We start from the raw sequence: 22,198 nt of genomic DNA, 5'->3' as shown, positions 1-22,198 counted from the left end.
GAACGCATCGTGACGCTCCGTCATGATCTGCTGAACTCTCGTCACCCATGGCAACCAGCGCCCGGTCGAGAAGGAGAGTCCCGTGCTCCGTACGCCCCCCACCGCCGGCGCGGACCGAGAGGTCCGCAAGCTCCGGCTTCCCGCCCGGCTCCGCATGCCGCGCATCGCTGCCTCGGGCGTGGTGGCCTTCCTCCTCGCCCTGCTCTCCTCGGCTCCGGCGCCGGCCTCGGCCACCGCCGAGCCGGCGCCTGCGCCGGCCCCCGCTGCCGCTGCCGCTGCGCAGGGCCCGTCGGGGCAGGGCCCCTCGGAGTCGATCACGCTGAAGGACCCGCGCATCGTCGCGCACTTCGACTTCGCCGCCGGGCAGACGCCCGAGAACATCGCCCTCGAACCCGACGGCTCCGCGAACCTGACCTTCTCCTTCGCGCGCCAGGTCGCCCGGGTCGATCCCCACGGGGACACCCGGATCATCGCCGAGCTACCCGCCGTGGCGGACCCGCAGACGCCCCTCGTCGGCGCCGCCGTCGTCAGCGGCATCGTCCGCACCCACGACGGGACCCTCTACGTCGCCTACAACACCGGCACGGCCGAGACGGGCATCTACCGGATCACGGCGGACGGCACGGTCGCCAAGTTCGCCGACCTTCCGCCGGACGGCTTCGCCAACGGCCTCGCGCTCGACGAGAGGCACGGCGTGCTGTACGCCGCCGACTCGGTCCTCGGCACGGTACGGCGGATCTCCCTGGGCGACGCCTCCGTGACGGCCTGGGCCACCGGCACCGCCCTCGAACCCACCACCTTCATCGGCGCCAACGGGATCAAGGTCCGCCACCAGGCGGTGTGGGTGTCCAACTCGGACCGGGGCACGCTGCTGCGCATCCCGGTCGAGGCGGACGGCTCGGCCGGGGCGATCACCACCCGCGCCGACGGACTCGCCGGGATCGACGACTTCGCCTTCGCCGGGCGCGGCGAGACCGTCCTCGCCGCCCTGAACGCCGGCAACGAGCTCGCCCTCGTACGCCGCGACGGCACCCACACCGTCCTGCTGACGGCGCAGGACGGGCTGTCCAACCCCACGTCGGTCGCGGTGCGCCACCACAAGGTGTACGTGCCCAGCGCCTCCTACACGGCCGAACGGCCCGACCCGAACCTGCTGATCGCCCGCGTCGCGGACGCCGAGAAGGACGGCGAGGACGGCGATGACGGGCCGGGCCGCGGGGAGCACGAGGGCCGTGCGGACCACGAGGGCCGTGCGGACCACGAGGCCCGGGACGACCGCGGCTAGGCGGCCGGCCCCGGGCGCCCGGTCAGGCGGTCGACGCGGTCAGGCGTCGAGCCCGGCGAGGACGAGCGGGAGCCTGGTGGCGCCGGTCGCGGTGACGGTCACCGGGACTCCCCAGTCCTGCTGGTGCACGTGGCAGGCCGGGTACTCGTTCTCCGGGTCGTCGTCGCAGGAGGCCGCCATCGCGGATACGTGCAGGACGCCCTCGGTGACGTCCGGGTTCAGCACCAGCTCCCGGAACAGGTCCGTCCCGGCCCCCTCCCCCGCCGCCAGCAGCTCCGGCGGGGTCGAGGAGACCAGCAGGCGCGTCGACGGCCCGTAGCGGGTGTCGAGCTTCTGGCCGCTCGGCGCCTGGAAGACCACGTCGAGGCTGAGCGTGCCCGGGGCGACCTCGGTGGCGGCGCGCTGCGTGCGGTGGGCGACCGCGTCCACCCGTACGGCCTCCTCGGGCAGCCGCAGCCGGGTCAGCCGGTGGCGGGCCGACTCGACCACGACGATGTCCTCGCCGACCAGGACGGCGTCGCTGGGCTCGCGCAGGTCGGTGGCGAGCGTGGAGACCTGGCCGGTCGCCGGGTCGTAGCGGCGCAGGGCGTGGTTGTACGTGTCGCACACCGCGACCGAGCCGTCGGGCAGCGCCGTCACCCCGAGCGGGTGCTGGAGCAGGGCCTGCCCGGCGTCGCCGTCCCGGTGTCCGAAGTCGAAGAGGCCGGTCCCCACGGCGGTCCGTACGGCGTACCCCTCGCCCTCGGGTTCCACGTACCGCAGGGCGCTGTTCTCGGAGTCGGCGAACCACAGCCGGTCCCCGGCCGCGGCCAGCCCGGACGGCTGCGCCAGCCAGGCCTCCGCGGCGGGCCCGTCGTGCAGCCCCTCGCTGGTGGTCCCGGCGGAGACGGCGACGGTGCCCGCCGCCGGGTCCCAGGTCCACAGCTGGTGCACGCCGGCCATGGCGATCCACACCTTGCCCTGCCACCAGGCCACGTCCCACGGCGAGGACAGGTCCACCTCCAGGGCCGGCCCGGCGGTCGGCGAGCCCTGCCACCACTGCCGGCCGGTCCCGGCGACGGTCTCGACGGCGCCGGTGGCGGGGTCGAAGGTCCGCAGCGCGTGGTTGACGGTGTCGGCGACGACGACCCGCCCGTCGGGCAGCAGCGCGAGCCCCTGCGGCTCGCTGAAGGCCTCGGGCCCGAAGCCGCGCTCGCCGCTGCCGATGCGGCGCACGACGTTCTCGCCGTCCGCGGCGAGCTCCACCAGCTGGTGCCGCGTGGTGTCCGAGACGAGCAGGTTCCCGGACGGCAGCACGAGCGCCTTCCCGGGGAACCGCAGGTCGCCGGCGACCGGCTCGGGCGCCACGTAGGGCCCGTCGCCGCGCCGCAGGGTGCCCTTGGCCTCGTGCTCGGCCTCCAGCTCCTCGACCAGGCGCGCGATGGCGTGCGCGTGCCCCTCACCGGCGTGCTGCGCGACGATGTAGCCCTCGGGGTCGATCACCACCAGGGTCGGCCAGGCGCGTACGGCGTACTGCTTCCAGGTGGCCAGCTCGGGGTCGTCCAGGACGGGGTGGTGCACCTCGTACCGCTCGACGGCGTCGACGACGGCGGCGTGCTCGGCCTCGTGCACGAACTTCGGCGAGTGCACGCCGATGATCACCACGGTGTCGCGGTGCTTTTCCTCCAGTTCGCGCAGCTCGTCGAGGACGTGCAGGCAGTTCACGCAGCAGAAGGTCCAGAAGTCGAGGATGACCACGCGTCCCCGCAGGTCGGCGAGGGTCAGGCTCTTCCCGCCGGTGTTCAGCCAGCCGCCCTTGCCGATCAGCTCGGGGGCGCGGAGACGGGCACGTCGGGGCGCAGGGGTGGGCGCCGGGGCAGCATCGTTCATGTTTCAAGCTTGCCATCCCGCCCTCCCGGCCGGCGGCTCCACCCGGACGGGTGATCGACCCCGCCGCTGGGAGACTCCGGGGCGGGCGGCGTGCGAGCGTAGAACCGTGACGGAAGGAGCTGCCTGATGGCCACCGCCGCCGAGCCCGGCGACTACACCCAGGGCGTGGATCCCGAATTGGCTCTCAAGTACGCCATTCAGCACATGCAGGGTGCCCGGGTGGAGATCGTCGAGGGGGTCATCCAGGGGGGAAGCGGCGAGGTCATGACGCCGACCTGGGATCACGAGAGGGCTGCCGAGCGGATCCGGTACCAGATCCTGTCCCGTGTCCGGGAGCTGGGCTGTATCACCGGCTCGGGAAACCTCGACCTGCCCCGGTCGCCGAACTGGTACGTGCCGGACCTCGCGGTGGTACCGGAGGAGCTCGTCGACGGCGCCACGGCGCTGGTGCCCGACCAGACCCTCCTGATCGTCGAGGTGACCTCGGAGTCGAATGCCGAGACCGACCGCGTCGTCAAGCGCAAGCGGTACGCGGAGTACGGTGCCCCGCTCTATCTCCTGGTGGACCGGCTGGACAAGACCGTCACCCTGTTCTCCGGGCCCGGGCGGCTCGGGTACACGACGGTCGACGGGCCGCACCCGTTCGGCGAGCCGGTCCGGCTGCCGGAGCCGTTCGGGATCGACCTCGACACCAGCGGGCTCTAGGAAGCCGCGAAGAGGGCGCTCAGGCGGGGGAGACGGGCTCCGGTTTCGGCGGTGTCGTCGAAGTCGAAGTCCCAGGCCGGGTCCAGGGGCGGGTAGCTGATCGTGAAGGAGTCCGCCGGGAGGGCGTGGCCCGTCGCGGACTCGTAGGCCGTCCAGGCGATGGACAGGGCGGCCTCGTCCCACAGTTCCAGGCCCTCCGCCGCGGCCTCGCGGACCGCCGGGTGGTCCGCGAGGGAGTCCGGGTCGGCCAGGGCGCGGGCGAAGACCGCCTCGCCCTGCGTCAGGAGCCAGCCGCGGAAGTAGTCGAAGCCGTCGTCCGAACAGCCGCCGTTGATCACATAAGCCGCTGCCCAGAGGGGGCTGCGGTAGGACTGCGCCAGAAGGTCCCACAGCACCTGCTGGGCGGCGGCTATCTCGGCCGCCGGGCAGCGCGCCAGCAACTGGGCGGCGCGCGGGGCCACATGGTCCGGTCCGGCCTCCGCGCGGGCGGTCTCGATCAGCTTCCAGAACGTCTGCGTGTCCATGGGGGAAGCCTGGCATCCCCCTCTGACATCAGACGGTGAGGAAGGAGTGCAGGGATGCGGTGAGTGCGGTGACGAAGGCGTCCCGGATCTGCGGGGGGAGCAGGTCCAGGGAGAGGTACGGGTTGAGGTCCTCCAGCTCGACCAGGAGGAGCTCCCCCGACGGCGCCCGGCAGGCGTCCACGCGCTGGATGCCGTGGTCGAGGGTGTTCCACTCGATGAAGGTCCGCGCGAAGTCCAGGTCCGCCGGCGTCGCCTCGTACGGGCGCAGCTCCCAGCGGCGGGCGGGGTCCGGGGCGTACAGGGCGTACTGGAAGGCGTGGTCGACGAAGTAGAAGGACACCTCGTACGCGAAGTCGATCCGCGGCTGGATCAGGTTCTCCCCCGCCGGGCCGGTCGGGTGCGGGGTGAAGGTGAGGCCGATGGAGTCCGCGCCCTGCTTGGGTTTGACCGCGTACGAGGGGACGTCGGGCAGGAGCGGGAGCAGCGCCGGGTCGTCGATGGTGGGGATCACCGGGTAGCCGGCCTCGGTGAGGTCCAGGAGGTACTGCTTGCCCGCCATGTCGCCGCGGCCGCCGAGGGGGTTGTAGACCCGGGTCCCGGCGGCGAGCGCCGCCGCGCGGAAGGAGTCGTACGCCTCCTGGTAGTGCAGGACCGGTCCGCTGTTGCGGATGACGACCGCGTCGAAGCCCAGGGGTATGAGGGCCTCGGCGTCCCGCGGATGGCACAGGGCCAGGTCGAAGGACTCGCGCAGCCGGGCGGTGAGGAGGACGTCCTCGTCGCCGTAGCGGCGGCCGCGCGCCGGGTACGCCAGGTCGGTCACGTAGAGGAGGGGCATGGCCGCAACCTATCGCGGGCCCGGCCGACGGCTCCGGGCGGCGGCTCCGGCCGGCGCGGGGGGAGCGGTCCCGGCGCCGGTCAGCGGGGGCCGCGGTGCCGGCTGCGCGCGGCGAGCTGGCCCTGGACATAGGCGTCGGTGTCCGGGGTGTAGGGGCCGCCGTGGTCGAGGGTCAGGTCGGTGACGCGCTGCCATTCGGCGATGGCGGCGCGGACGGACGCATCGGCCTGCGACCAGTCGCCGACGGCCTCCAGGGCCGTCTCCAGCGCGGCCGCCGCCTGGTGGTGCGTCATGCCGGTGGCCTCGGCCCGGACCCGGTCCCGGGCCGCGATCTCACCGGGGGCGGGCTCGTGCGGCTCCAGGGCCGCCTCGATCCCGGCCTCGGCTTCCTCGGTCTGCTCGGACACGACCCCGTCCCCCCTTGCTCGGCTTCCCGTTCCCGTTCCCGCCGCGGTGTACCCGCTGCGGCGGCTTCGAAACCGTAGGCTCAGCGCCCGAGCCGGCGGTCCTTCAGCGCCGGGAACTGCTCACGGGTCTGGGCGACCTTCGCCGGGTCGAGGTCCACGGTGAGGACGTCCTCGCCGGGTCCGGCCTCGGCCAGCACCTCGCCCCACGGGTCGACGACCAGGCTGTGGCCGGCCTGTTCGACGCCGGCGTGCGTGCCGGCCAGTCCGCACGCGAGGACGTACGCCTGGTCCTCGACGGCGCGCGCCCGGTTCAGCAGGGTCCAGTGGGACCTGCGGCGGGCCGGCCAGCCGGCCGCCACGACCATCGTGGTGGCCCCGGCGTCGACGAGGCCGCGGAACAGCTCGGGGAAGCGCAGGTCGTAGCAGGTGGCGACGCCGAGGGTCTGCTCCGGCAGGGCGACGGTGGTCAGGGTGTCCCCGGCGGACATCAGCACGGCCTCGCCCTGGTCGAAGCCGAAGCGGTGGATCTTGCGGTAGGTGGCGGCCAGCTCGCCCGCGGGGGAGAGGACGAGGGTGGTGTTGTAGAGGGATCCGTCGCCCGCGCGCTCCACGACCGAGCCGGCGTGCAGCCAGACCCCGGCGTCGCGGGCGGCCTTGGACATGGTCTCGTAGGTGGGACCGTCGAGCGGTTCGGCCTCGGTCTCGAAGAGTTCGTAGGCGAAGGCGCCCACCGTCCAGAGTTCGGGCAGGACGACGAGGTCCGAACCGGCCTGGTCCCGGACGAGATCGGCCGCCCGGGACCGCCGGGCGGCCACCGACTCGCCGTCGTGGACCGCGATTTGGATCAGAGAGGCGCGCACACTACCACCGTCCTGGCGTTCAAGCCCTCGACTCGGGCCTACGATCGTCACACGAAAGCACTGCCGGGGTGCTCACCGGCAGCGTAGTTTTGGAACCAGTCCACACGCTTCCGAAAAAACGCGCCACGCGCCACTGAACAGCACCGCGAGGGGTCCCGTTGACCGTCCAGCCGCATCCCAGCCTCCAGCCCTATGCCGACGCGTGGACACATTCCATCGAGGCGATATCCGAGCTGGTCCTCCCCCTGACGGAAGGCGAGTGGAACCGGGCGACCCCGTGCCCGGGCTGGTCCGTACGTGACGTGGTGTCACACATCATCGGCATCGAGTGCGAAATGCTCGGCGATCCCCGGCCGATCCACACCGTGGCGCGGGACCTGCGGCACGTGGTCGACGAGTTCAGCCGGTACATGGAGGTGCAGGTCGACGTCCGGCGCCACCACACGGCGCCCGAGATGACCTCGGAGCTGGAGTACACGATCATCCGCCGCTCGCGGCAGCTGCGGAACGAGAAGCGGGATCCGGCCACGATGGTGCGGGGGCCGCTGGGCGACCAGGTGACGCTGGAGCTCGCCCTGCGGCTGCGGGCGTTCGACGTGTGGATCCACGAACAGGACCTGCGGACGGCGCTGGGCCTGCCGGGCAACTGGGACTCGCCGGGCGCGTTCGTGGCGCGGGACCTCCTGCTCGCCGGGCTGCCGAAGGTGGTCGCGAAGCAGGCCGGGGCCCCGGCGAACTCGGCGGTGGTCCTGGACGTGCACGGACCGCTGGAGTTCATGCGGACGGTACGGGTGGACGCGGAAGGCCGCGGCACGATCGACAAGTCGCCCTCGCTCGGTCCGGCGGTGACGCTGGCCACGGACTGGGAGACGTACGTCCGCCTGGCGGCGGGCCGGGTCAGGCACCAGACGGTGGCCGACCGGGTCAAGATCGAGGGCGACGCGGAACTGGCCGACGCGATCCTGGCGAACTTCGCGGTCACCCCGTAACGGCGCCGGCCCCCGGCGGACCCCGCGGCGGCCGGGCGGAGAAGGACGGGTCTGTCCCTCCCGGCCCGGTCATACGAGCGGGCTCTACGCGGGGGCCGGCCGCGACAGGTCGGTCCGCGACGCCTCGGGGAGCGCAGGGTCCGGCGCCGGGCCGAGGACGGCGGCCTGCCGGTCGCGCTCCCGGGCGAGGGCCCGGCCGCGCAGGCGGAGGATCCGGACGATCCCCAGAGCCTCCACCCCGAACACCGAGGAGAAGGCGATCCGGTAGTTGCCGCCGGTGGCGTCCAGCAGGATGCCCACGGCCAGCAGGGTCGTCATCGAGGCGAGGAAGCCGCCCATGTTGGTGATGCCGGAGGCGGTGCCCTGGCGCTCGGCGGGGTTGGCCGGCCGGGCGAAGTCGAAGCCGATCATCGACGCCGGGCCGCAGGTGCCGAGGACCACGCACAGCGTGGTCAGGAGCCACATCGGGGCGTGGCTGCCCGGGCAGGCCAGGACCGCGGCCCACAGCAGGGCGGTGAGGCCCACGGTGCCCAGGGCCAGCGGGATCCGGGCGGACTGGCGGCGGCCGATGAGCTGGCCGTAGACCAGGCCGAAGCCCATGTTCGAGGCGACGACCAGGGTCAGCAGCCCCGCCGCCGTGGTACGGGCCAGGCCCTGCGCCTCCACCAGGAACGGCATCCCCCACAGCAGCAGGAACACCATCGCCGGGAACTGGGTGGTGAAGTGCACCCACAGGCCGAGCCGGGTGCCGGGTTCCTGCCAGGCGTCCCGGATCTGACGGCGTACGAAGCCCTGCGCCGCACCCGGGGCGGCCGGCGCCGGCTCGTACCCCTCCGGGTGGTCGCGCAGGAACAGCACCAGCGGGACGAGGACGACCAGACCCGCCGTGGCGCTGCCCGCGAAGGCGGGGACCCATCCGACGCCGTGCAGGACGGGGGCGAGGACGAGCGTGGAGACGAGGTTGCCCGCCATCCCGACCAGGCCGGCCAGCTGCGCCGTCAGCGGGCCGCGCCGCGCGGGGAACCACCGGGTGCCCAGGCGCAGCACGGAGATGAAGGTCATGGCGTCGCCGCAGCCCAGCAGGGCGCGCGCGGCCAGCGCCATCCCGTACGAGGGGGACAGTGCGAAACCGAGCTGGCCCGCGGTGAAGAGGACGGCGCCCAGGGTCAGCACCTTTTTGGTGCCGAGCCGGTCCACCATCAGGCCCACCGGGACCTGCATGCCCGCGTAGACCAGCAGTTGGAGCAGGGAGAAGGTCGACAGGGCGGAGGCGTTCACGTGGAAGCGGTCCGCCGCCTCCAGGCCGGCCACGCCCAGACTGGTGCGGAAGATCACCGCCACGAAGTAGACGGCGACGCCGATGGACCAGACGGCGACGGCCTTGCGGCCTCCCGGCGGGTCCCGCCAGACGGAGGCCGGGACCGGTTCAGCGGTCATGACGGCCCCGAACCAGCGCCTCGACCCGGCCCAGGTGCCCGCGGACGGCCGCGGCGGCCGCCTCCGCGTCCCCGGCGCGCAGCGCGTCGAGGATCTCGGCGTGCTCGTCCAGCGTCCGCTGCACCCTCCCCCCGGCTCCGTCCGCGGGCGTCCCCCCGGGGTGGGCGTGCAGCAGGGCCACGCCCATCCGCAGCTGCCGGTCGCGGAGTTGGTCGTAGAGGCGGCACAGGATCTGGTTGCCGGCGCTGCGCACGATCTCGGCGTGGAAATCGCGGTCGGCGGCCGCCATCGCGGCGAGGTCGCCGTCGGCGGCGTGCCGGCGCTGTTCCTCCAGCAGCGCGGCGAGCCGCTCCAGCAGGCCGGGCGGCGCCGGGACGGCCCGGCGGACGGTGAACTCCTCGACGAGCAGCCGGGTTTCGAGGACGTCGCTGATCTCCTGCGCGGAGACCGGCAGGACCAGCGCGCCCTTCTTCGGGTACAGCTTCAGCAGTCCCTCGGTCTCCAGGCGCAGCAGTGCCTCCCGCACCGGGGTCCGGGACACGCCGACGGCGTCGCCGAGTTCGCCCTCGGTGAGGAGGGTGCCGCCCTCGTAGCGGCGGTCCAGCACGCCCTGTTTGACGTGCTGGTAAACGCGGTCGGCGGCGCTGGCGGTCATGGTCGCGGCAGGCATGCGCACAGCATAGATACATGAGGTGTGCACACGTCTTCCCGTCCAGGATGCGGACGGGCTCCGGACGGTACGGCGGACCTCGTCCCCGCTCCGCTGCATCGAAGGATGTAGGCCCGCTTCGTCCGCCCGCAGGACGTGGCGCGCCCCGGGCGCCGGGACGCTGAGGTCATGGCCCACACCGCCCTGCACACGACCCCCGCGACCACGGCGCGCATCCCCCTCCTCGACGTCCTGCGCGGCGCCGCCGTCCTCGGCACGCTCATGACGAACGTCTGGATCTTCACCGCGCCCGGCTCCGAGTGGAGCGTGCTCCACGGGCGCCTGGACCTGCCCGACCCGCTCGCCCGGCCCTCCGCCGCCGCCGTGGCCGAATCCGTCTTCCGCTTCCTCGCCGACGGGAAGTTCCTGTCCCTGCTGACGATCCTGTTCGGAGTGGGCCTGGCCGTCCAGTACGACTCGGCCGCGCGCCGCGGGGAGCCCTGGCCGGGCCGGTACCGGCGGCGCGCCACGTTCCTCTTCCTGGAGGGGACCGTCCACTTCGTCCTCGTCTTCGCCTGGGACGTGCTGATGGGGTACGCCGTCACCGCACTGCTGGTCGCCCGGCTGCTGGCCGCCTCCGAGAGGGTGCGGCGCCGGGTGATGTGGGTCGCGGGCGGGACGCACCTCGCGCTGGTCTCCCTGGTGACGCTGGGGGAGTTGGCCGAGTCCGGTGCCGGGGGGTCATCGGCTCCCGGTCCGGAGGCCGTCCGGCTCTACGCCCGCGGCGGCTACGCCGAGCAGGTCCGCTTCCGCCTCGACCACGCCCTGGCGCTGCGCATCGAGCCCGTCTTCTCCTTCGGCATGCTGGTCTTCCTCTTCCTCCTCGGGGTCCGGCTGTTCCGTGCGGGCGCATTCGCCCCGACCGCCGCGGGGCGGCGGATCCGGAGCCGGATGGCCGCCTGGGGGCTGGGCCTCGGCCTGCCGCTGGGCGCCGCCGCCGCGCTCGGCGGCCCGGACTTCTTCGTCCTGGGCCGCTACGGCATCGCCCCGCTGATCGCCCTCGGGTACATCGGCCTGATCGGAGCCGCCCTCGACCGCTTCGCGGTGCCCGGGGCCACCGCCCTCGGCTGCGTCGGGCGCACCGCCCTGTCCTGCTACGTCGGCCAGAACCTGATCTGCATGCTGCTCTGCTACGGCATCGGCCTGGGTCTGGCCGACCGGCTCGGCGGGACCGGGCCCTGGTGGGTGATGGGCCTGTGGGCGGCGGTGTCCCTGGCCCTCGCCGTCGGCTCCACGCTGTGGCTGCGCCGCTTCGGGCGGGGCCCGCTGGAGGCCGTACAGCACCGGGTGCTCAGGGCGCGGCGGTGACCTCCACCTCCAGGACGAACTCGTCGTACGGTGCCTCGTCCGGGTAGGGCGGCCGGATCTGAGCGAAGCGGATCCGCGCCCGGCCGCCCGGGCAGCGGCCCCGGACCAGGTAGCCGCGCTCGACGGGGGCGCCCGGAACCGCCTCCGCCGGCGCGGGCGCGGCCTCGCTCACCGACACCGCGTCCGCGTCACCGCTGACCTGCCAGGTCCAGACGTATCCGCGTGCCCCGCGCCCGGTGAGCCGCAGCTCGTACGACTCCCCGGCGCCGAGGGCCACCTCGCGTACCTCCACCGGCGCCGCCCTCCACGCTCAGGCGGGGCCGATCACCGGCCCCTCGTGCCACCCCGCGCCGTCACGCCAGTAGTGCTGGAGCTGCCGGTCCGTGCGCAGGACGATGACCTCCAGGTTGAACCCGAAGCTGCCCTGGAGCATCCCGGTCACGGCGAGCACGTCGTGGCCGAAGACGGCGCTGCGGCTCCAGGCGGACCCCGCTGCGTTGCCCCGCCACCAGTGCTCCACGCGGCCGCCCGCCACGGCCACGCACAGCTCGTAGTTCCCGGCGGTGTCCTCGTCGGCCGCCCCGTACTGCCCCTCGATCAAGCAGGGCGCGGAGGTGGCCGCGCTGCCGAAGACCTCCCCGGGCCGCCAGGCGAAGCCGTTCGGGTCGTCGCGCCACCACAACTGCATGCGGCCGTCCGTCCGGGTGGCGACGAGGTCGAGGTGGCGGCCGCGGGTCTGCACGAGGGCCGGGCCGTAGTGGGCGATGCCCGAGGCGAAGCGGCCGCCGTCGTTCCAGGTCCAGGGGGCGCCGTTGATCCGCCACCAGTGGTTCAGGCGGCCGTCGGCGGTGCGGACGACCACCTCGAAGTTGCCGGGCTTGCCGTAGTCGCTCTGGATGAACGCCGGGGTCGAGCCGATGGCCGCGTCGCCCGGGCCGAAGGCGCCGCCGTCGCGCCAGGCCCCGCCGGACTGCTCGTAGTACCAGTGGCGCAGCCGGCCGCCCGTGGTCACGTGCAGCGACTCCATGTTCCGGTTGTACGTGGTCCCGGTGAAGGCGGGCTGGCCGGAGGCGTCGTTCGCGAAGGCGGCGGCGCGGGCCCACGGGAAGGGGGCGTCGCCCTCGCGCCACCAGTGCTGGAGACGGCCGCCGGTGGTGGTGGCGAGCAGTTCGAAATTGCGGTGGGCGCGGCCGTTGCCGCTCTCGTAGACGTTGCCGGAGTGCAGGCGGCGCTTGGTCCACGGGTCGACGTTGGTGCCGCGCAGGCCGCACTTGGCCCAATAGTCGATCTTCACCTCACCGTACGCGATCCGCCCGTACCCGCCGACGTGGTAGCCCGTGCCCCAGGAGTTCTTGAACAGCCAGCAGCCGGCCGCGTCGTCGTACCCGACGATGAGCACGCAGTGGCCGCCCGCCAGGTGGTCGCTGGTGCGGTGGTAGACACCCGAGCCGAGGCCGAAGAAGTCGTCGTACACGTCGAAGCAGGCCGTCAGCGGGCCGACCGTGTCGAGCCAGACCTTCTGCTGCTCCACATCGCCGAGGCGGACGTAGTCGGTGATCCGCACGGTGCGCCCGGAGCGGTCCCAGCTCGGCGTGTACTCGGCGCGCCAGCCGTCGCGGCGGTCGGCGGGGACGGTGGCCGGCGGCGGGGAGTACGGCCAGCAGTCCGGATCGGCGAGGCCGCCGTTCGCCTTGATCCAGTCGAGGGCGGTCTCCGGGTTGGAGCCCTGCCCGCAGGTGAACTTGAGGCCGTCGTGCACATCGCCCTCGGACCGCTCCGCCCAGACGTCGTGCTCGATCCGGGCCATGGACTCGACCAGTCCGACGGCCCCGAAGGCCCAGCAGGAGCCGCACGGGTTCTGGTCCTTGACCCTGGTGATCCAGGGCCACCCCCAACGGCTGCGCCAGTCCACGGCGGTGGGCCGGGCCGCGGCGACCGCCGGGCCCCCGCTCCCGGGCAGCAGGCCGTGGGCGGCGCGGCGTCGGGTGAGGTGCGGATTGCCGCTCTCCCGGCCGATCAGCGCGCGCAGGTCCACCTGTCCGGCGTCCTCGGCGCGGGTGAGGTTCGCCCCCGGTTCCAGGCCGAGGGCGGGCCGGGGCACGGCCTCGTCGTCGGCGAGGTGTTCGATGACGGACCAGCGCGCGCCCCGCTCCACGAGCCGCGCGCGCAACTCCCCCGCCGTCTGGACAGACTGCTCCGGCATACCGGCCCCCCAGCTGGTCCACCTTGTACGGATGCGAGACCCGCGGAGCGTCCCCCCGGTGCCAGGGCGCGTCAAGGGGGTCCGCAAGGTCGCGCGGTCGCACGGGGGAGCGTACGGGTGGCTCGTAGGCGCTGGTCACGGGCGCCGGGCGTGCGCCGGCCCCGGCACCCGTCGAGCGGGGTGCCGGGGCCTGCGTACGAAGCCCGGGTGGGGCTGGTCGGGCTGCTCGCTGCTCGAACTCGCTACTCGTCCGAGACCACGGGAGCGGAGAGCTCCGGGGCAGCCGGGGCAGCCGGGGCGACCGGGGCGACCGCCGACTGCTTGGGCAGGCCGGCCAGGTTGGGCGCGGGCAGGTTGCCCTGGGCCAGCAGTGCCGCGACGGTGTTGACCATGCCGGTCACGACCTCGCCGGCCTTGGCCTTGGCGTCGGTCGAGCAGCCGCAGGCACCGGCCGCCTTGAGGACGCCGTCGACCGAGGCCTTGAGCTGGTTGACCGCGGTGGTGAGGAGGTCGACGCGGGAGACCGCGCGGACGGGGGCGACGGCCGGGAGGGTGACCGGCTTCATGGCCTCCGCGGGCGGGTTGACCGGCGCAGCCGGGGGCTTCACGGCCTCGGTGGGGGGCTTGACGGCGTCGGCGGGCGGCTTCACGGCCTCCACCGGGGGCTTCACGGCCTCGACCGGAGGCTTGACCGCCTCAGCCGGGGGCTTGACCGCCTCAGCCGGGGGCTTCACGGCCTCCACCGGAGGCTTGACCGCTTCGGCCGGGGGCTTCACGGCCTCAGCCGGAGGCTTGACCGCTTCGGCGGGGGGCTTGACCGCCTCGACCGGAGGCTTGACCGCCTCAGCCGGAGGCTTCACCGCCTCAGCCGGAGGCTTCACCGCCTCAGCCGGAGGCTTCACCGCCTCAGCCGGAGGCTTCACCGCCTCAGCCGGGGGCTTCGCCGCGTCAGCCGGAGGCTTCGCCGTGCCCGCCGGGGGGTCCACTTCGTCCGCCGGGGGCTTCGCCGGGAAGCTGATCGGCAGCTTCGGCGCGTCCGCCGCGGGCGGCTTCACCGCCTCGGCCGGGGGCTTGGCCGGCGTCTGCGGCGTCGCCGGAGCGGCGACCGGAAGGGTCTTCCTCACCTCGGCGAGCGCCGCCTCGATCTTCTCCCTGTGCGCGGCCAGATCCGCCTCCGGCAGCTTCCCGTCGGGCGACTTCAGCACCTCGCCGAGGAAGTTGGTCACGGGCTGGAGGAGCGCGCCGACGGCGCCGAGGGACTGCACCTGGGTCTGGAGCGTCTCCGAATCCGGGATGGCCTTCGGCGCTGCCGGGGCAGGCGGCCGCTCAGGTGTGCCGACGGCTCCGGCGAGGCCGGGGGACGCGCCCAGCAGGGTGAGGCAGAGGGCAGCGGGGAGGGTGTAGCGGGTGAAGCGACGCAACGTATCTCTCCTGTCTGTGACAGCGGGGGTGGGGACGGGGCGTCCGGATCCGGACGTGCCCCAGTCCAAATCACAGACAGCTCGTCACCCGCCGCAACCCGAGACCGCCCACCACCCCCCGCAAACACGCGGCGCATCCGGCGGTCCGACGGCGGTGACCTGCACGGATCGCTTCACCCTTCGGTTGTGCTGCACCCTCGTGACCCCCACCCCGGCCTGCCCCCCTTGGTCAGGCCGGAGTGGAGGAGCGCTCCGCCGGCCGATCGGCAGGGACTCGGCCGGTGCCCCGGGCGGGGGCGAGGCCCCACAGGGCCAGGCCGACGGCCAGCAGGAAGACCCCGCAGGCCGCCTCGAAGGCGAAGGCGTACCCGCCCGTGGCGGCGGCCGGATCCCCGGCCGCCAGCAGCGTGGCCGTCCGGGCGTCGGCGGCCGAGGTGATCAGGGCGAGGCTGATGGTGGGCCCCGCCAGGATGGCCGTGTTCACCACGGCCCCCGCGAGGGCGGACTGTTCCTCCGGAACACCGCCGACGGCCCCGACGACCGCCGCCGACATCAGCGTGCCGATCCCGGCCGACAGGATGACCAGGCCGGCGAGCACGGTCGGCGTCGAGCCCGTACGCATCCCCACGCCGCCGATGAGGAACAGCCCGGCGGCGATGACCGCCAGGCCGCCCACGGCGACGGCGCGGACACCGTGGCGGGCGACGATCCGGCCCGCGACGAAGCCGACGCCGAGCAGCATCGCGCTGTACGGGACGAAGGCGAGGGCGTTCTGCAGGGCCGAATAGCCGCGCACCTGCTGGAAGTAGAGGGCCAGCAGGAAGGCGGTGCTCGCACCGATCGCCGGCCCGAGCAGGGCGCAGACCAGGGCGGTCGCGCGGCGCCGGGACGCGAGGAAGGCGAGCGGCAGCAGCGGGGCCCGCACCCGCTGCTGGGCCGCGACGAAGACCGCGAGCAGGACGGCTCCCAGCGCGAGCGGGGCGAGGACCTGCACCGCGGCCCAGCCGTGCGGGCCCACCATCACGAAGCCGTAGCCGAGGGTGGAGAGCGCGAGGGTGCCGAGCACCGCGCCCAGGAGGTCCACGGGCACCCGTACGGGCGGGGCGCCGGCCGGCAGCGCCCGGGGCGTCAGGGCCAGTACGGCCAGGGCGACCGCCGCGAGCACTCCGAAGCTCCACCGCCAGGACAGCCAGGCGACGAGCGCCCCGCTGAGCACGATCCCGACGGCGGCGCCGAGGCTGGCCAGCAGGCCCCACCGGGCCAACGCGGTCGCGCGGGCCTTGCCTTCGGGGGAGACGACCCGCAGCAGCGCCATGGCGGCGGGGGCGGCGAGCGCGGCCCCGCAGCCCTGGAGGAAGCGGGCGGTGAGGACGGTGTGCGAGGTGGGGGCCAGTGCCGCCGCGAGGGAGGCCGCGGCGAACAGGGCGGTGCCCCGGGTGAAGAGCCTGCGCTGCCCGACCCGGTCGGTGAGCCGTCCGCCGAGCAGCAGGAGCCCGCTGAAGGCCAGTCCGTAGGCGGCGCTGTCGAGGATGAGGTCGATCCGGCTGAGGCCGAGCTCCCGCTGCATGGCCGGACCGGCGGCGAACGTCACCGAGACCGATGCGTTGAGCAGCAGTTGAACGGCGCCGAGCAGCGCGAACCGCACCCGGGTGTTCCGCGGGGCGGCGACGGCCGGGGCCTCGGGGAGTTCGTCCATGCGCGCAGTCTGGCAGCAGCTGACACGAGCCGTGCGGGGCCGCATGCCAGTCCGTCAGGTCGGCTGGGCGCTCCTTCGCGCTACGACTCCTTGGGCAGCAACACCACGCGGCTGCCGTGCAGTTCGCCCGCCTCGATGCGCTGGTGCGTACGGGCGGCCTGGGAGAGCGGTACGCGCTCGATGGTGCGGGCGCGCAGCCGGCCGTCGGCCAGGAGCCGGTTGATGGACCCGGCCGCCTCGGCGAGTTCGGCGGTGGTGGCGTGCGAGATGACGAAGCCGACGACGGCGCCGTCCTTCATGTAGAGCGGCCCGGCGGGCAGGGCGGGCTGGGTGCGGGCTCCGGCGAGCAGGACGATCCGGCCGCGGTGGGCGAGGACCTCGACGGCGCCGGACAGGTCGTTCGTACCGGAGGTGTCGATGTGGACGTCGATGCCGTCCGGGCTGAACTCGCGTATACAGGCGGTCAGTTCGGGATCGCGGTAGTCGAGCACCGCCTCGGCTCCGAGCGAGCGGCAGTACTCGGCGTCCCGGGCACCGGCGGTGGCGAGGACCCGGGCGCCCGCCTCGACGGCCATGACGATGAGGGCGCTGCCCACGTTGCCGGCGCCGCCCCCGACGAGCACGGTCTCGCCGGGGCGCACCCGGCCGTGGGTGAAGAGGGCGAGGTAGGCGGTGCCGGCGGGGTGCAGGACTGCCACGGCCTCGGCGGCGTCCACGCCGGGGGGCAGGTGGTGGAGGCGGTCGACGGGGACCACGGCCCGTTCGGCGGCGGCGCCCTGCCGGCCGCCGTGGCCGAGGCTGTTGCACCACACGCGGTCGCCGACGGTGAAGCCGGCGGCGCCGGGACCGGCCGCCACGACGGTGCCCACGAGGTCGCGGCCGACCACGAACGGGAACTCGACCGGGGTCCGGAAGAGCCCGGACCGCACGAAGGTGTCCACCGGGTTGACCGACACCGCCTCGACGTCGACCAGGACGTCCGTCGGGCCGGGGGCGGGCGGGGGCAGCTCGCCGTAGCGGATGTTCTCGGCGGGGCCCAGTTCTTCGATGAAAGCTGCACGCATGATCCGATCCTGCCAACGCGGATGGCGATCGGGGATCGGGTCGTGCCGGTTCCGTCAACTCCGCGCCGCGGGGACCGCGTACGTCCGGACATGCCCGAAGGGCCGCTACGGGGGTGTAAGCGGCCCTTCGGAGAGGGGGGATCGGCCGGCCGGGGGCGGCCTGCCGGATCAGACGGCGGCGTTGGCGATGGCGCGGGTCTCGCGGATCTTCGTGCCCAGCGCGCCGAGCAGCTGCTGGAGCAGCTCGATGGTGGTCTCGTCGGTCAGGTTGCCGTTCTCGTCGAAACGCTCGTGCGCACGGAAGATCTGCAGCTCGGGCTTGCCGACGACCTTGGAGTCGGTCCACAGGAACATCTGGCGCAGCGCGAGCTGGGCGCGGACGGTGCCGAAGTTCGTCGGTGCGGCGCCCGCGATCGCGACCGGCTTGCCGGTCAGCGAGGAGTCCAGGGCGGGCCGGCTCGCCCAGTCCAGGGCGTTCTTCAGGACGCCCGGGATGCCGTAGTTGTACTCGGGGGTGGCGATGAACAGACCGTCCGCCTCGTTGATGCGGCGGCGCAGGTCCACGACGGCGGCCGGGGCGTCCTGCGTGTCCTGGTCGGTGTCGTAGGGCGGGATGTCGCGCAGGCCCTCGTAGATCTCGATGGCCAGGTCACCGGGGGCGTGCTTCTGCGCGGCCCGGACCAGGGCGCTGTTGTACGAGGCCGCACGCAGGCTGCCGGAAATGGCCAGGATCTTGAGCTCGGGCATGAACTGTCCTTCCGCAAAGGTGACATGCGCAGCGAATGCCGTACCCGGCAGGCCCCTGCGAGGTGAACGTCGGTGAATGAGCAGGAGTCTGGGCGCGCGGGGCGGGCGGCTACAACCGCACGGGGCGGTATCTGTCAGCTAGCGAACGGCGGGTGGGTGTCAGCTACTTGATCCGGGCATGGCCCTGTCGTATAAATGAACTGAACTGTATAGTTCACTGAAGCCGGAACACGACGGCCCCACGACCGCGTACGACGAGAGAAGGCACCATGACCACCCTCGACTCCGTTATCGACACCGCCACCGCGACGCGTTCGGTGGTCGACGTCCTCCAGCCCGTCCACACCCTGGAGGGCGAGGGCTTCCCGGTCCGTCGCCCCTTCCCCACCCCGCGGATCCCGCAGCTCGACCCCTTCCTGATGGTCGACCAGGTCGGCCCCGTGGACCTCGGCCCGGGCGAGCCCAAGGGCGCCCCCGACCACCCGCACCGCGGCTTCGAGACCATCGCGTACGTCCTGGACGGCGACATCGAGTACGCGGACTCCACCGGCAACCGCGGGGTCGTGCCCCCCGGCGCCGTGCAGTGGCTCACCGCGGGCGCGGGCGTCGTGCACTCCGCGCAGCCGACCGACGGCTTCCGCGCGGCCGGCGGCCTCCAGCACAACCTCCAGATCTGGGTGAACCTCCCGGCCTCCCTCAAGGGCCTGCGCCCGCGCACCCAGAACCACGGCGCGGCGGACATCCCCGTCGTCCGCACCCTCGAAGGCTCCTGGTTCAAGGTCATCGCGGGCTCGGCGCTCGGCGTGACCGGCCCCTTCGAGACCCAGGTCCCGGTCACGGTGGTCCACGCCTCCCTCGCCCCGGGCGCGAGCGCGCAGCTGCCCGCGCCGCAGGGCCGCACCGCGGCGGTGTACGTGATGTCCGGCAGTGCGGCGGTGGCGTCGAGCGACCTGGCCGACGGTGAGCTGGCGGTCCTCGCCGACGACGGCGAGAGCGTCCTCGTCGAGGGCGGCCCGGTCGGAGCGGACCTCCTCTTCCTGACGGGCGAGCCGATCGGCGAGCCGGTGGTCCGCAGCGGCCCGTTCGTCATGAACACCCTGGAGGAGATCGACCAGGCCTTCGACGACTACGCGGCGGACCGTCTCGGCCGCTACGAGGGCTGAGCCGCCGCGGGCGTTCCCGCCGGGCCCGTCAGCCCGCGAAGAACGCCGTCAGCGAGGCCAGGATGGCCAGGGCCGGCTGGGCGATGTCGGCTCCGGCGGCCAGCAGGGTGCGCAGGCGCTCCAGGCGGGTGGCGGCAGCCGGGGCGTCCGGTTCCGGGGATGCGGCCAGGCGGGCCAGGGCGTGGATGGTGTCCGCCGCCTCCTCCCGGTCCCCGTCCGGCACGTCACGGCTGGTGAGCACGAGCTGGAGGAGGCGGGTGAGTTCGTCGCCGCCGGACACCGCCGCGTACGTGTTCTGGAAGTCCCGTACGACCGTGTCCTGCGGGCGGTTGATGAACGTGGTGTTCTCGCCCTGGAAGTAGAAGTTCTCCGACACTCCGGCTCCTGAGATGACGACGACGTTGCCTGCGGTGGGGACGGCCGGGCGCAGCGCGGCCTTGATCGCGGCCTCGGCCCGGCGGACGGCGGCGAAGGCGGCCGCGTCCGCGGCGCGCGGGCTCTCGTGGTGCTCGTCCGCCGCGCAGGACAGGACCCGGTTGATGCCTCCGAAGAGGGACCGGAAGTAGGCCGTGGAGGTCTGCTCGATCGGAAAGACGATCTTCTCCCCCTCGGGCACGGGACCGTCGAGCGTGTGGAAGAAGACCAGGCAGGGCAGGCGCTCGGGTGCGATGCCGAGCGTGGCGGCGACCTCGTACGCGCCCTGCGGATCGTACGGAGTCCAGCGCAGCCAGCGCACCGCGGACAGGACCCGGTACAGCTCGGGCTCCAGGTGGCGGCGCCAGTACTTCCTGGCCGCGGACCGGCTCGCGCGCCGCTCCACGGCGAAGACGCGGGTGGCGGGACCGGACAGCACGTTCAGGTCGTCGAAATGGGTCCGTACGTACGTGGCCAGCTCGGCGTCGGCGCGGGTGTAGAGCAGGACGCCCCACAGGCGGGGCCTGCCGTCGGGGGCTGCCGTGGTCTGCGCGAGCGGGAGCCAGCCGAGCAGCTCTTCCGCGGTGGCGGCCGCCCCCATCTCGTACATCGCGAAGGGCGGGTGCTCGACGCAGAGGACGACCAGGTCCCCGTCGGCCAACGCGGTGTCGGCCAGGCGCAGTTCGTCCGGAAGGCGGTCGTCGGTCGCCGCGTCGGTCAGCCAGACGTCCACGATGCGGTCCGGGCCGAAGAACGAGGGGCCCCCGGCCCCCGGGTCCGGGGCGGCGGGCTCCGGGGCCGCCGCTCCCCGCCGGCGGGCCTCGGCCAGGCAGCGGGCCTTCAGGGCGCCGACGGTGAGGGAGCCGGCGTCGGGGACGGAGATCTCGAAGGCCCCCTGGTGCATCCGCCGGTCCGCGGCCCGCCACCGGGCCAGACCGGCGTCGCCGCCGTCCTCGCCGGAGCCTCCGGGGTCACGGGGTTCACCGGGCCCGCCGTTCCCGTCCGGTTCGCCGTCCCCGGCCGCGTCGGGCGCGAAGCCCCGCCTCACCATGTCCGAGAGGATCCAGGCCGACCTGCCGCTGTACGTGCTGTGCCGGACCGCGGTCCAGTCACCCTCGCGGACGAAGACGTACAGCCGCATGCGGACCTGCCCCCTCGGTCGTCAACTCCCGTGGGCAGGCTACTCCTTGACCCCGTACTGGTTCAGGAACATGTCCACCCCGCCCTGCACCAGCCGTTCCGCGAGGTCCGCGTCCAGGGCCGTGCCGTACGCGCCGTAGACCAGGTGCGGGGAGAGGACCAGCCCGGAGAGCTGGAGCACCGCCAGTTCCATGTCCGGGATGCGCAGCAGGCCGCGCCGATCGAGCCGGCCCAGGGCCGTCGCCAGGGCCGCGTGCTGGCGGCCGGGGCCCTCCTCCTGCCAGGTGGTGCCGAGCTCGGGGAAGCGGTGGCGCTCGCCCGCGATGACGTTGCGCAGGGCCAGCACCTCCGGCGTGGTGAGGCCGGCGACCCAGGTGCGGCAGGCCTCCAGCAGGTCGGTGCGGACGTCGTCGGACTCGGCGAGCTTGGCCTGGATCACCGACTGGGCCACCTCCAGCGCCTCGTCGAGCGTCTGCCCGATCACGGCGTTGAAGAGGTTCTCCTTGCTGCCGAAGTGGTTGTAGATGGTGACCTTGGAGACGCCCGCCTCGGCGGCCAGCTGGTCCACCCCCGCCCCGAAGCCCTCGCGCAGGAAGACCGTGCGCGCCGCCTCCAGGATGGCCTGGCGCTTGCGCGCGGCGCGCGCCCCCGTGGGGACGGCCTGCGGGGCGTCGGTGGTGCCGGTCCGTGCGCTCATGTCGATCCCTACTCCTCGGCTGCAGGCTCCAGTCTAGAACCCAACTGAACTGTACCGTTGCGTTCAATTGAACTGAACTGTATGGTTCATCTAGCCGAGGCGCCGAAAGGGGCGCAGCAGCACGGCAGTTGAAGCATCCGAAGACGCAACAGGAGGACCCATCCATGAGCGCCACCCAGACTCCCCTCTTCCGGTCGCGCGCCCAGGTCCACGTCGACGCCACCCCGGCCGAGGTCTACGCCGTCGTCAGCGACCTGGCGCGCAGCGGCGAGTGGAGCCCCGAGTGCCTCGGCGGGGAGTGGAGCTCCGGCGCCCCCGGCGCGGTCGGCTCGGTGTTCAAGGGCGAGAACGAGCGCAGCGAGGACGTCGTCGCCTGGGCACCGGTGGTGCGCGGCAAGTGGACGACGTACGCCGAGGTCGTCGCCGCCGAGCCCGGCCGGACCTTCCAGTGGGCCATGCACAACAGCTCCGGCGAGAAGCAGGACAGCGTCTGGGGCTTCTCCATCGAGGCCGACGGCGAAGGCAGCCTGCTCGCCCACCACTTCCGGATGGGCTCCGCCACCGAGGGGATCCGCGGGATCACCGCCGAGATGGACGAGGGGCAGAAGCAGCAGTTCTTCGCCGAGTGGGGCGAGAAGGTGGCCGGCGACCTCGCCGAGACCCTGGAGCGCATCAAGGTCGTCATCGAGAAGGACCTCGCCGGGAAGCCCGCCTGAGCACCCGCC

The 22,198-nt window shown here is 73.6% G+C and carries 21 protein-coding genes; 6 read left to right on the top strand and 15 right to left on the bottom strand.

Annotation, left to right across the window (positions count from 1 at the left end; genetic code table 11):
- Positions 1 to 82 precede the first annotated feature (82 nt).
- Positions 83 to 1,285, top strand: coding sequence for a hypothetical protein (locus tag AC0666_RS08290; protein WP_478707291.1), 1,203 nt, complete (start codon positions 83 to 85; stop codon positions 1,283 to 1,285).
- Positions 1,286 to 1,324: 39 nt separating this feature from the next.
- Here the strand turns inward: AC0666_RS08290 and AC0666_RS08285 are convergent, their stop codons facing one another.
- Positions 1,325 to 3,154: an NHL domain-containing thioredoxin family protein gene (locus AC0666_RS08285; RefSeq protein WP_478707290.1), complete on the bottom strand. Its 1,830-nt coding sequence runs from the start codon at positions 3,152 to 3,154 to the stop codon at positions 1,325 to 1,327.
- Positions 3,155 to 3,280: 126 nt separating this feature from the next.
- Here AC0666_RS08285 and AC0666_RS08280 point away from each other — a divergent pair, with 126 nt between their 5' ends.
- The gene (locus tag AC0666_RS08280) at positions 3,281 to 3,859 is read left to right on the top strand and encodes a Uma2 family endonuclease (RefSeq protein ID WP_468965821.1); all 579 of its coding nucleotides are present in this window, start codon (positions 3,281 to 3,283) and stop codon (positions 3,857 to 3,859) included.
- On the opposite strand, the gene AC0666_RS08275 is transcribed toward AC0666_RS08280, so the two are convergent.
- The 4 genes from AC0666_RS08275 to AC0666_RS08260 form a co-directional block, all read right to left on the bottom strand.
- Positions 3,856 to 4,383 (bottom strand): DUF4240 domain-containing protein, encoded by a 528-nt coding sequence (locus AC0666_RS08275; RefSeq protein WP_468965822.1) that lies wholly within the window; start codon positions 4,381 to 4,383, stop codon positions 3,856 to 3,858. The genes AC0666_RS08280 and AC0666_RS08275 overlap by 4 nt on opposite strands.
- Positions 4,384 to 4,411: 28 nt before the next feature.
- The gene (locus AC0666_RS08270; RefSeq protein ID WP_468965823.1) at positions 4,412 to 5,218 is read right to left on the bottom strand and encodes a hypothetical protein; all 807 of its coding nucleotides are present in this window, start codon (positions 5,216 to 5,218) and stop codon (positions 4,412 to 4,414) included.
- An 80-nt stretch (positions 5,219 to 5,298) separates the two neighbouring features.
- The gene (locus AC0666_RS08265; protein ID WP_468965825.1) at positions 5,299 to 5,625 is read right to left on the bottom strand and encodes a hypothetical protein; all 327 of its coding nucleotides are present in this window, start codon (positions 5,623 to 5,625) and stop codon (positions 5,299 to 5,301) included.
- Positions 5,626 to 5,705: 80 nt separating this feature from the next.
- Positions 5,706 to 6,485: a carbon-nitrogen family hydrolase gene (locus AC0666_RS08260; protein ID WP_468965827.1), complete on the bottom strand. Its 780-nt coding sequence runs from the start codon at positions 6,483 to 6,485 to the stop codon at positions 5,706 to 5,708.
- A gap of 158 nt (positions 6,486 to 6,643) precedes the next feature.
- On the opposite strand from AC0666_RS08260, the gene AC0666_RS08255 reads away from it, so the two are divergent.
- Entirely contained in the window at positions 6,644 to 7,474 is an 831-nt protein-coding gene (locus AC0666_RS08255; RefSeq protein WP_468965828.1) for a maleylpyruvate isomerase family mycothiol-dependent enzyme, read from the top strand.
- 84 nt (positions 7,475 to 7,558) lie between these two features.
- On the opposite strand, the gene AC0666_RS08250 is transcribed toward AC0666_RS08255, so the two are convergent.
- Both AC0666_RS08250 and AC0666_RS08245 read right to left on the bottom strand, forming a co-directional pair.
- Positions 7,559 to 8,911: an MFS transporter gene (locus AC0666_RS08250; RefSeq protein WP_468965831.1), complete on the bottom strand. Its 1,353-nt coding sequence runs from the start codon at positions 8,909 to 8,911 to the stop codon at positions 7,559 to 7,561.
- Complete coding sequence (locus AC0666_RS08245) at positions 8,901 to 9,581, bottom strand: GntR family transcriptional regulator (RefSeq protein WP_468965833.1); 681 nt, start codon at positions 9,579 to 9,581, stop codon at positions 8,901 to 8,903. The genes AC0666_RS08250 and AC0666_RS08245 overlap by 11 nt, the downstream gene beginning before the upstream one ends.
- 168 nt (positions 9,582 to 9,749) lie before the next feature.
- Between AC0666_RS08245 and AC0666_RS08240 the strand changes: the two genes are divergently transcribed.
- Positions 9,750 to 10,928 (top strand): DUF418 domain-containing protein, encoded by a 1,179-nt coding sequence (locus tag AC0666_RS08240; protein ID WP_478707289.1) that lies wholly within the window; start codon positions 9,750 to 9,752, stop codon positions 10,926 to 10,928.
- Here AC0666_RS08240 and AC0666_RS08235 read toward each other — a convergent pair.
- The 6 genes from AC0666_RS08235 to AC0666_RS08210 all read right to left on the bottom strand — a co-directional run bounded on the left by AC0666_RS08235 (position 10,912) and on the right by AC0666_RS08210 (position 18,059).
- The gene (locus AC0666_RS08235) at positions 10,912 to 11,220 is read right to left on the bottom strand and encodes a protease inhibitor I42 family protein (RefSeq protein WP_468965837.1); all 309 of its coding nucleotides are present in this window, start codon (positions 11,218 to 11,220) and stop codon (positions 10,912 to 10,914) included. The genes AC0666_RS08240 and AC0666_RS08235 overlap by 17 nt on opposite strands.
- 18 nt (positions 11,221 to 11,238) lie before the next feature.
- Positions 11,239 to 13,131: a C1 family peptidase gene (locus tag AC0666_RS08230; protein WP_468965839.1), complete on the bottom strand. Its 1,893-nt coding sequence runs from the start codon at positions 13,129 to 13,131 to the stop codon at positions 11,239 to 11,241.
- A gap of 242 nt (positions 13,132 to 13,373) precedes the next feature.
- Complete coding sequence (locus AC0666_RS08225; protein ID WP_478707288.1) at positions 13,374 to 14,552, bottom strand: ribosomal eL19 family protein; 1,179 nt, start codon at positions 14,550 to 14,552, stop codon at positions 13,374 to 13,376.
- A gap of 229 nt (positions 14,553 to 14,781) precedes the next feature.
- Positions 14,782 to 16,248, bottom strand: coding sequence for an MFS transporter (locus tag AC0666_RS08220; protein ID WP_478707287.1), 1,467 nt, complete (start codon positions 16,246 to 16,248; stop codon positions 14,782 to 14,784).
- 80 nt (positions 16,249 to 16,328) lie between these two features.
- Positions 16,329 to 17,312: an NADPH:quinone reductase gene (locus AC0666_RS08215; RefSeq protein WP_478707286.1), complete on the bottom strand. Its 984-nt coding sequence runs from the start codon at positions 17,310 to 17,312 to the stop codon at positions 16,329 to 16,331.
- Positions 17,313 to 17,480: 168 nt separating this feature from the next.
- Positions 17,481 to 18,059 (bottom strand): NADPH-dependent FMN reductase, encoded by a 579-nt coding sequence (locus AC0666_RS08210; protein WP_468965847.1) that lies wholly within the window; start codon positions 18,057 to 18,059, stop codon positions 17,481 to 17,483.
- Between the two features lie 269 nt (positions 18,060 to 18,328).
- Between AC0666_RS08210 and AC0666_RS08205 the strand changes: the two genes are divergently transcribed.
- Positions 18,329 to 19,222 (top strand): pirin family protein, encoded by an 894-nt coding sequence (locus AC0666_RS08205; RefSeq protein ID WP_468965851.1) that lies wholly within the window; start codon positions 18,329 to 18,331, stop codon positions 19,220 to 19,222.
- Between the two features lie 28 nt (positions 19,223 to 19,250).
- On the opposite strand, the gene AC0666_RS08200 is transcribed toward AC0666_RS08205, so the two are convergent.
- Together AC0666_RS08200 and AC0666_RS08195 are read right to left on the bottom strand one after the other, a co-directional pair.
- Positions 19,251 to 20,777 carry a hypothetical protein gene (locus tag AC0666_RS08200; RefSeq protein ID WP_478707285.1) on the bottom strand — a complete coding sequence of 509 codons (1,527 nt, stop codon included), beginning with the start codon at positions 20,775 to 20,777 and terminating at the stop codon, positions 19,251 to 19,253.
- A gap of 39 nt (positions 20,778 to 20,816) precedes the next feature.
- Positions 20,817 to 21,473 (bottom strand): TetR/AcrR family transcriptional regulator, encoded by a 657-nt coding sequence (locus AC0666_RS08195; RefSeq protein WP_468965857.1) that lies wholly within the window; start codon positions 21,471 to 21,473, stop codon positions 20,817 to 20,819.
- A 164-nt stretch (positions 21,474 to 21,637) separates the two neighbouring features.
- Here AC0666_RS08195 and AC0666_RS08190 point away from each other — a divergent pair, with 164 nt between their 5' ends.
- Entirely contained in the window at positions 21,638 to 22,189 is a 552-nt protein-coding gene (locus AC0666_RS08190) for an SRPBCC family protein (RefSeq protein ID WP_468965859.1), read from the top strand.
- The last annotated feature ends 9 nt before the right edge of the window (positions 22,190 to 22,198 follow it).

Source organism: Streptomyces sp. NPDC043680, from assembly GCF_056436685.1.
Note: the sequence above shows the minus strand (reverse complement) of the source record. Positions and strands in the feature narration are given on the sequence as shown.

Bases quoted from the DNA above. Each gene is read 5' to 3' on its own strand.
- AC0666_RS08285 (WP_478707290.1), bottom strand. From the start codon at position 3,154: ATGAACGATGCTGCCCCGGCGCCCACCCCTGCGCCCCGACGTGCCCGT.
- AC0666_RS08280 (WP_468965821.1), top strand. From the start codon at position 3,281: ATGGCCACCGCCGCCGAGCCCGGCGACTACACCCAGGGCGTGGATCCC.
- AC0666_RS08275 (WP_468965822.1), bottom strand. From the start codon at position 4,383: ATGGACACGCAGACGTTCTGGAAGCTGATCGAGACCGCCCGCGCGGAG.
- AC0666_RS08270 (WP_468965823.1), bottom strand. From the start codon at position 5,218: ATGCCCCTCCTCTACGTGACCGACCTGGCGTACCCGGCGCGCGGCCGC.
- AC0666_RS08250 (WP_468965831.1), bottom strand. From the start codon at position 8,911: ATGACCGCTGAACCGGTCCCGGCCTCCGTCTGGCGGGACCCGCCGGGA.
- AC0666_RS08245 (WP_468965833.1), bottom strand. From the start codon at position 9,581: ATGCCTGCCGCGACCATGACCGCCAGCGCCGCCGACCGCGTTTACCAG.
- AC0666_RS08240 (WP_478707289.1), top strand. From the start codon at position 9,750: ATGGCCCACACCGCCCTGCACACGACCCCCGCGACCACGGCGCGCATC.
- AC0666_RS08230 (WP_468965839.1), bottom strand. From the start codon at position 13,131: ATGCCGGAGCAGTCTGTCCAGACGGCGGGGGAGTTGCGCGCGCGGCTC.
- AC0666_RS08220 (WP_478707287.1), bottom strand. From the start codon at position 16,248: ATGGACGAACTCCCCGAGGCCCCGGCCGTCGCCGCCCCGCGGAACACC.
- AC0666_RS08215 (WP_478707286.1), bottom strand. From the start codon at position 17,312: ATGCGTGCAGCTTTCATCGAAGAACTGGGCCCCGCCGAGAACATCCGC.
- AC0666_RS08210 (WP_468965847.1), bottom strand. From the start codon at position 18,059: ATGCCCGAGCTCAAGATCCTGGCCATTTCCGGCAGCCTGCGTGCGGCC.
- AC0666_RS08205 (WP_468965851.1), top strand. From the start codon at position 18,329: ATGACCACCCTCGACTCCGTTATCGACACCGCCACCGCGACGCGTTCG.
- AC0666_RS08200 (WP_478707285.1), bottom strand. From the start codon at position 20,777: ATGCGGCTGTACGTCTTCGTCCGCGAGGGTGACTGGACCGCGGTCCGG.
- AC0666_RS08195 (WP_468965857.1), bottom strand. From the start codon at position 21,473: ATGAGCGCACGGACCGGCACCACCGACGCCCCGCAGGCCGTCCCCACG.
- AC0666_RS08190 (WP_468965859.1), top strand. From the start codon at position 21,638: ATGAGCGCCACCCAGACTCCCCTCTTCCGGTCGCGCGCCCAGGTCCAC.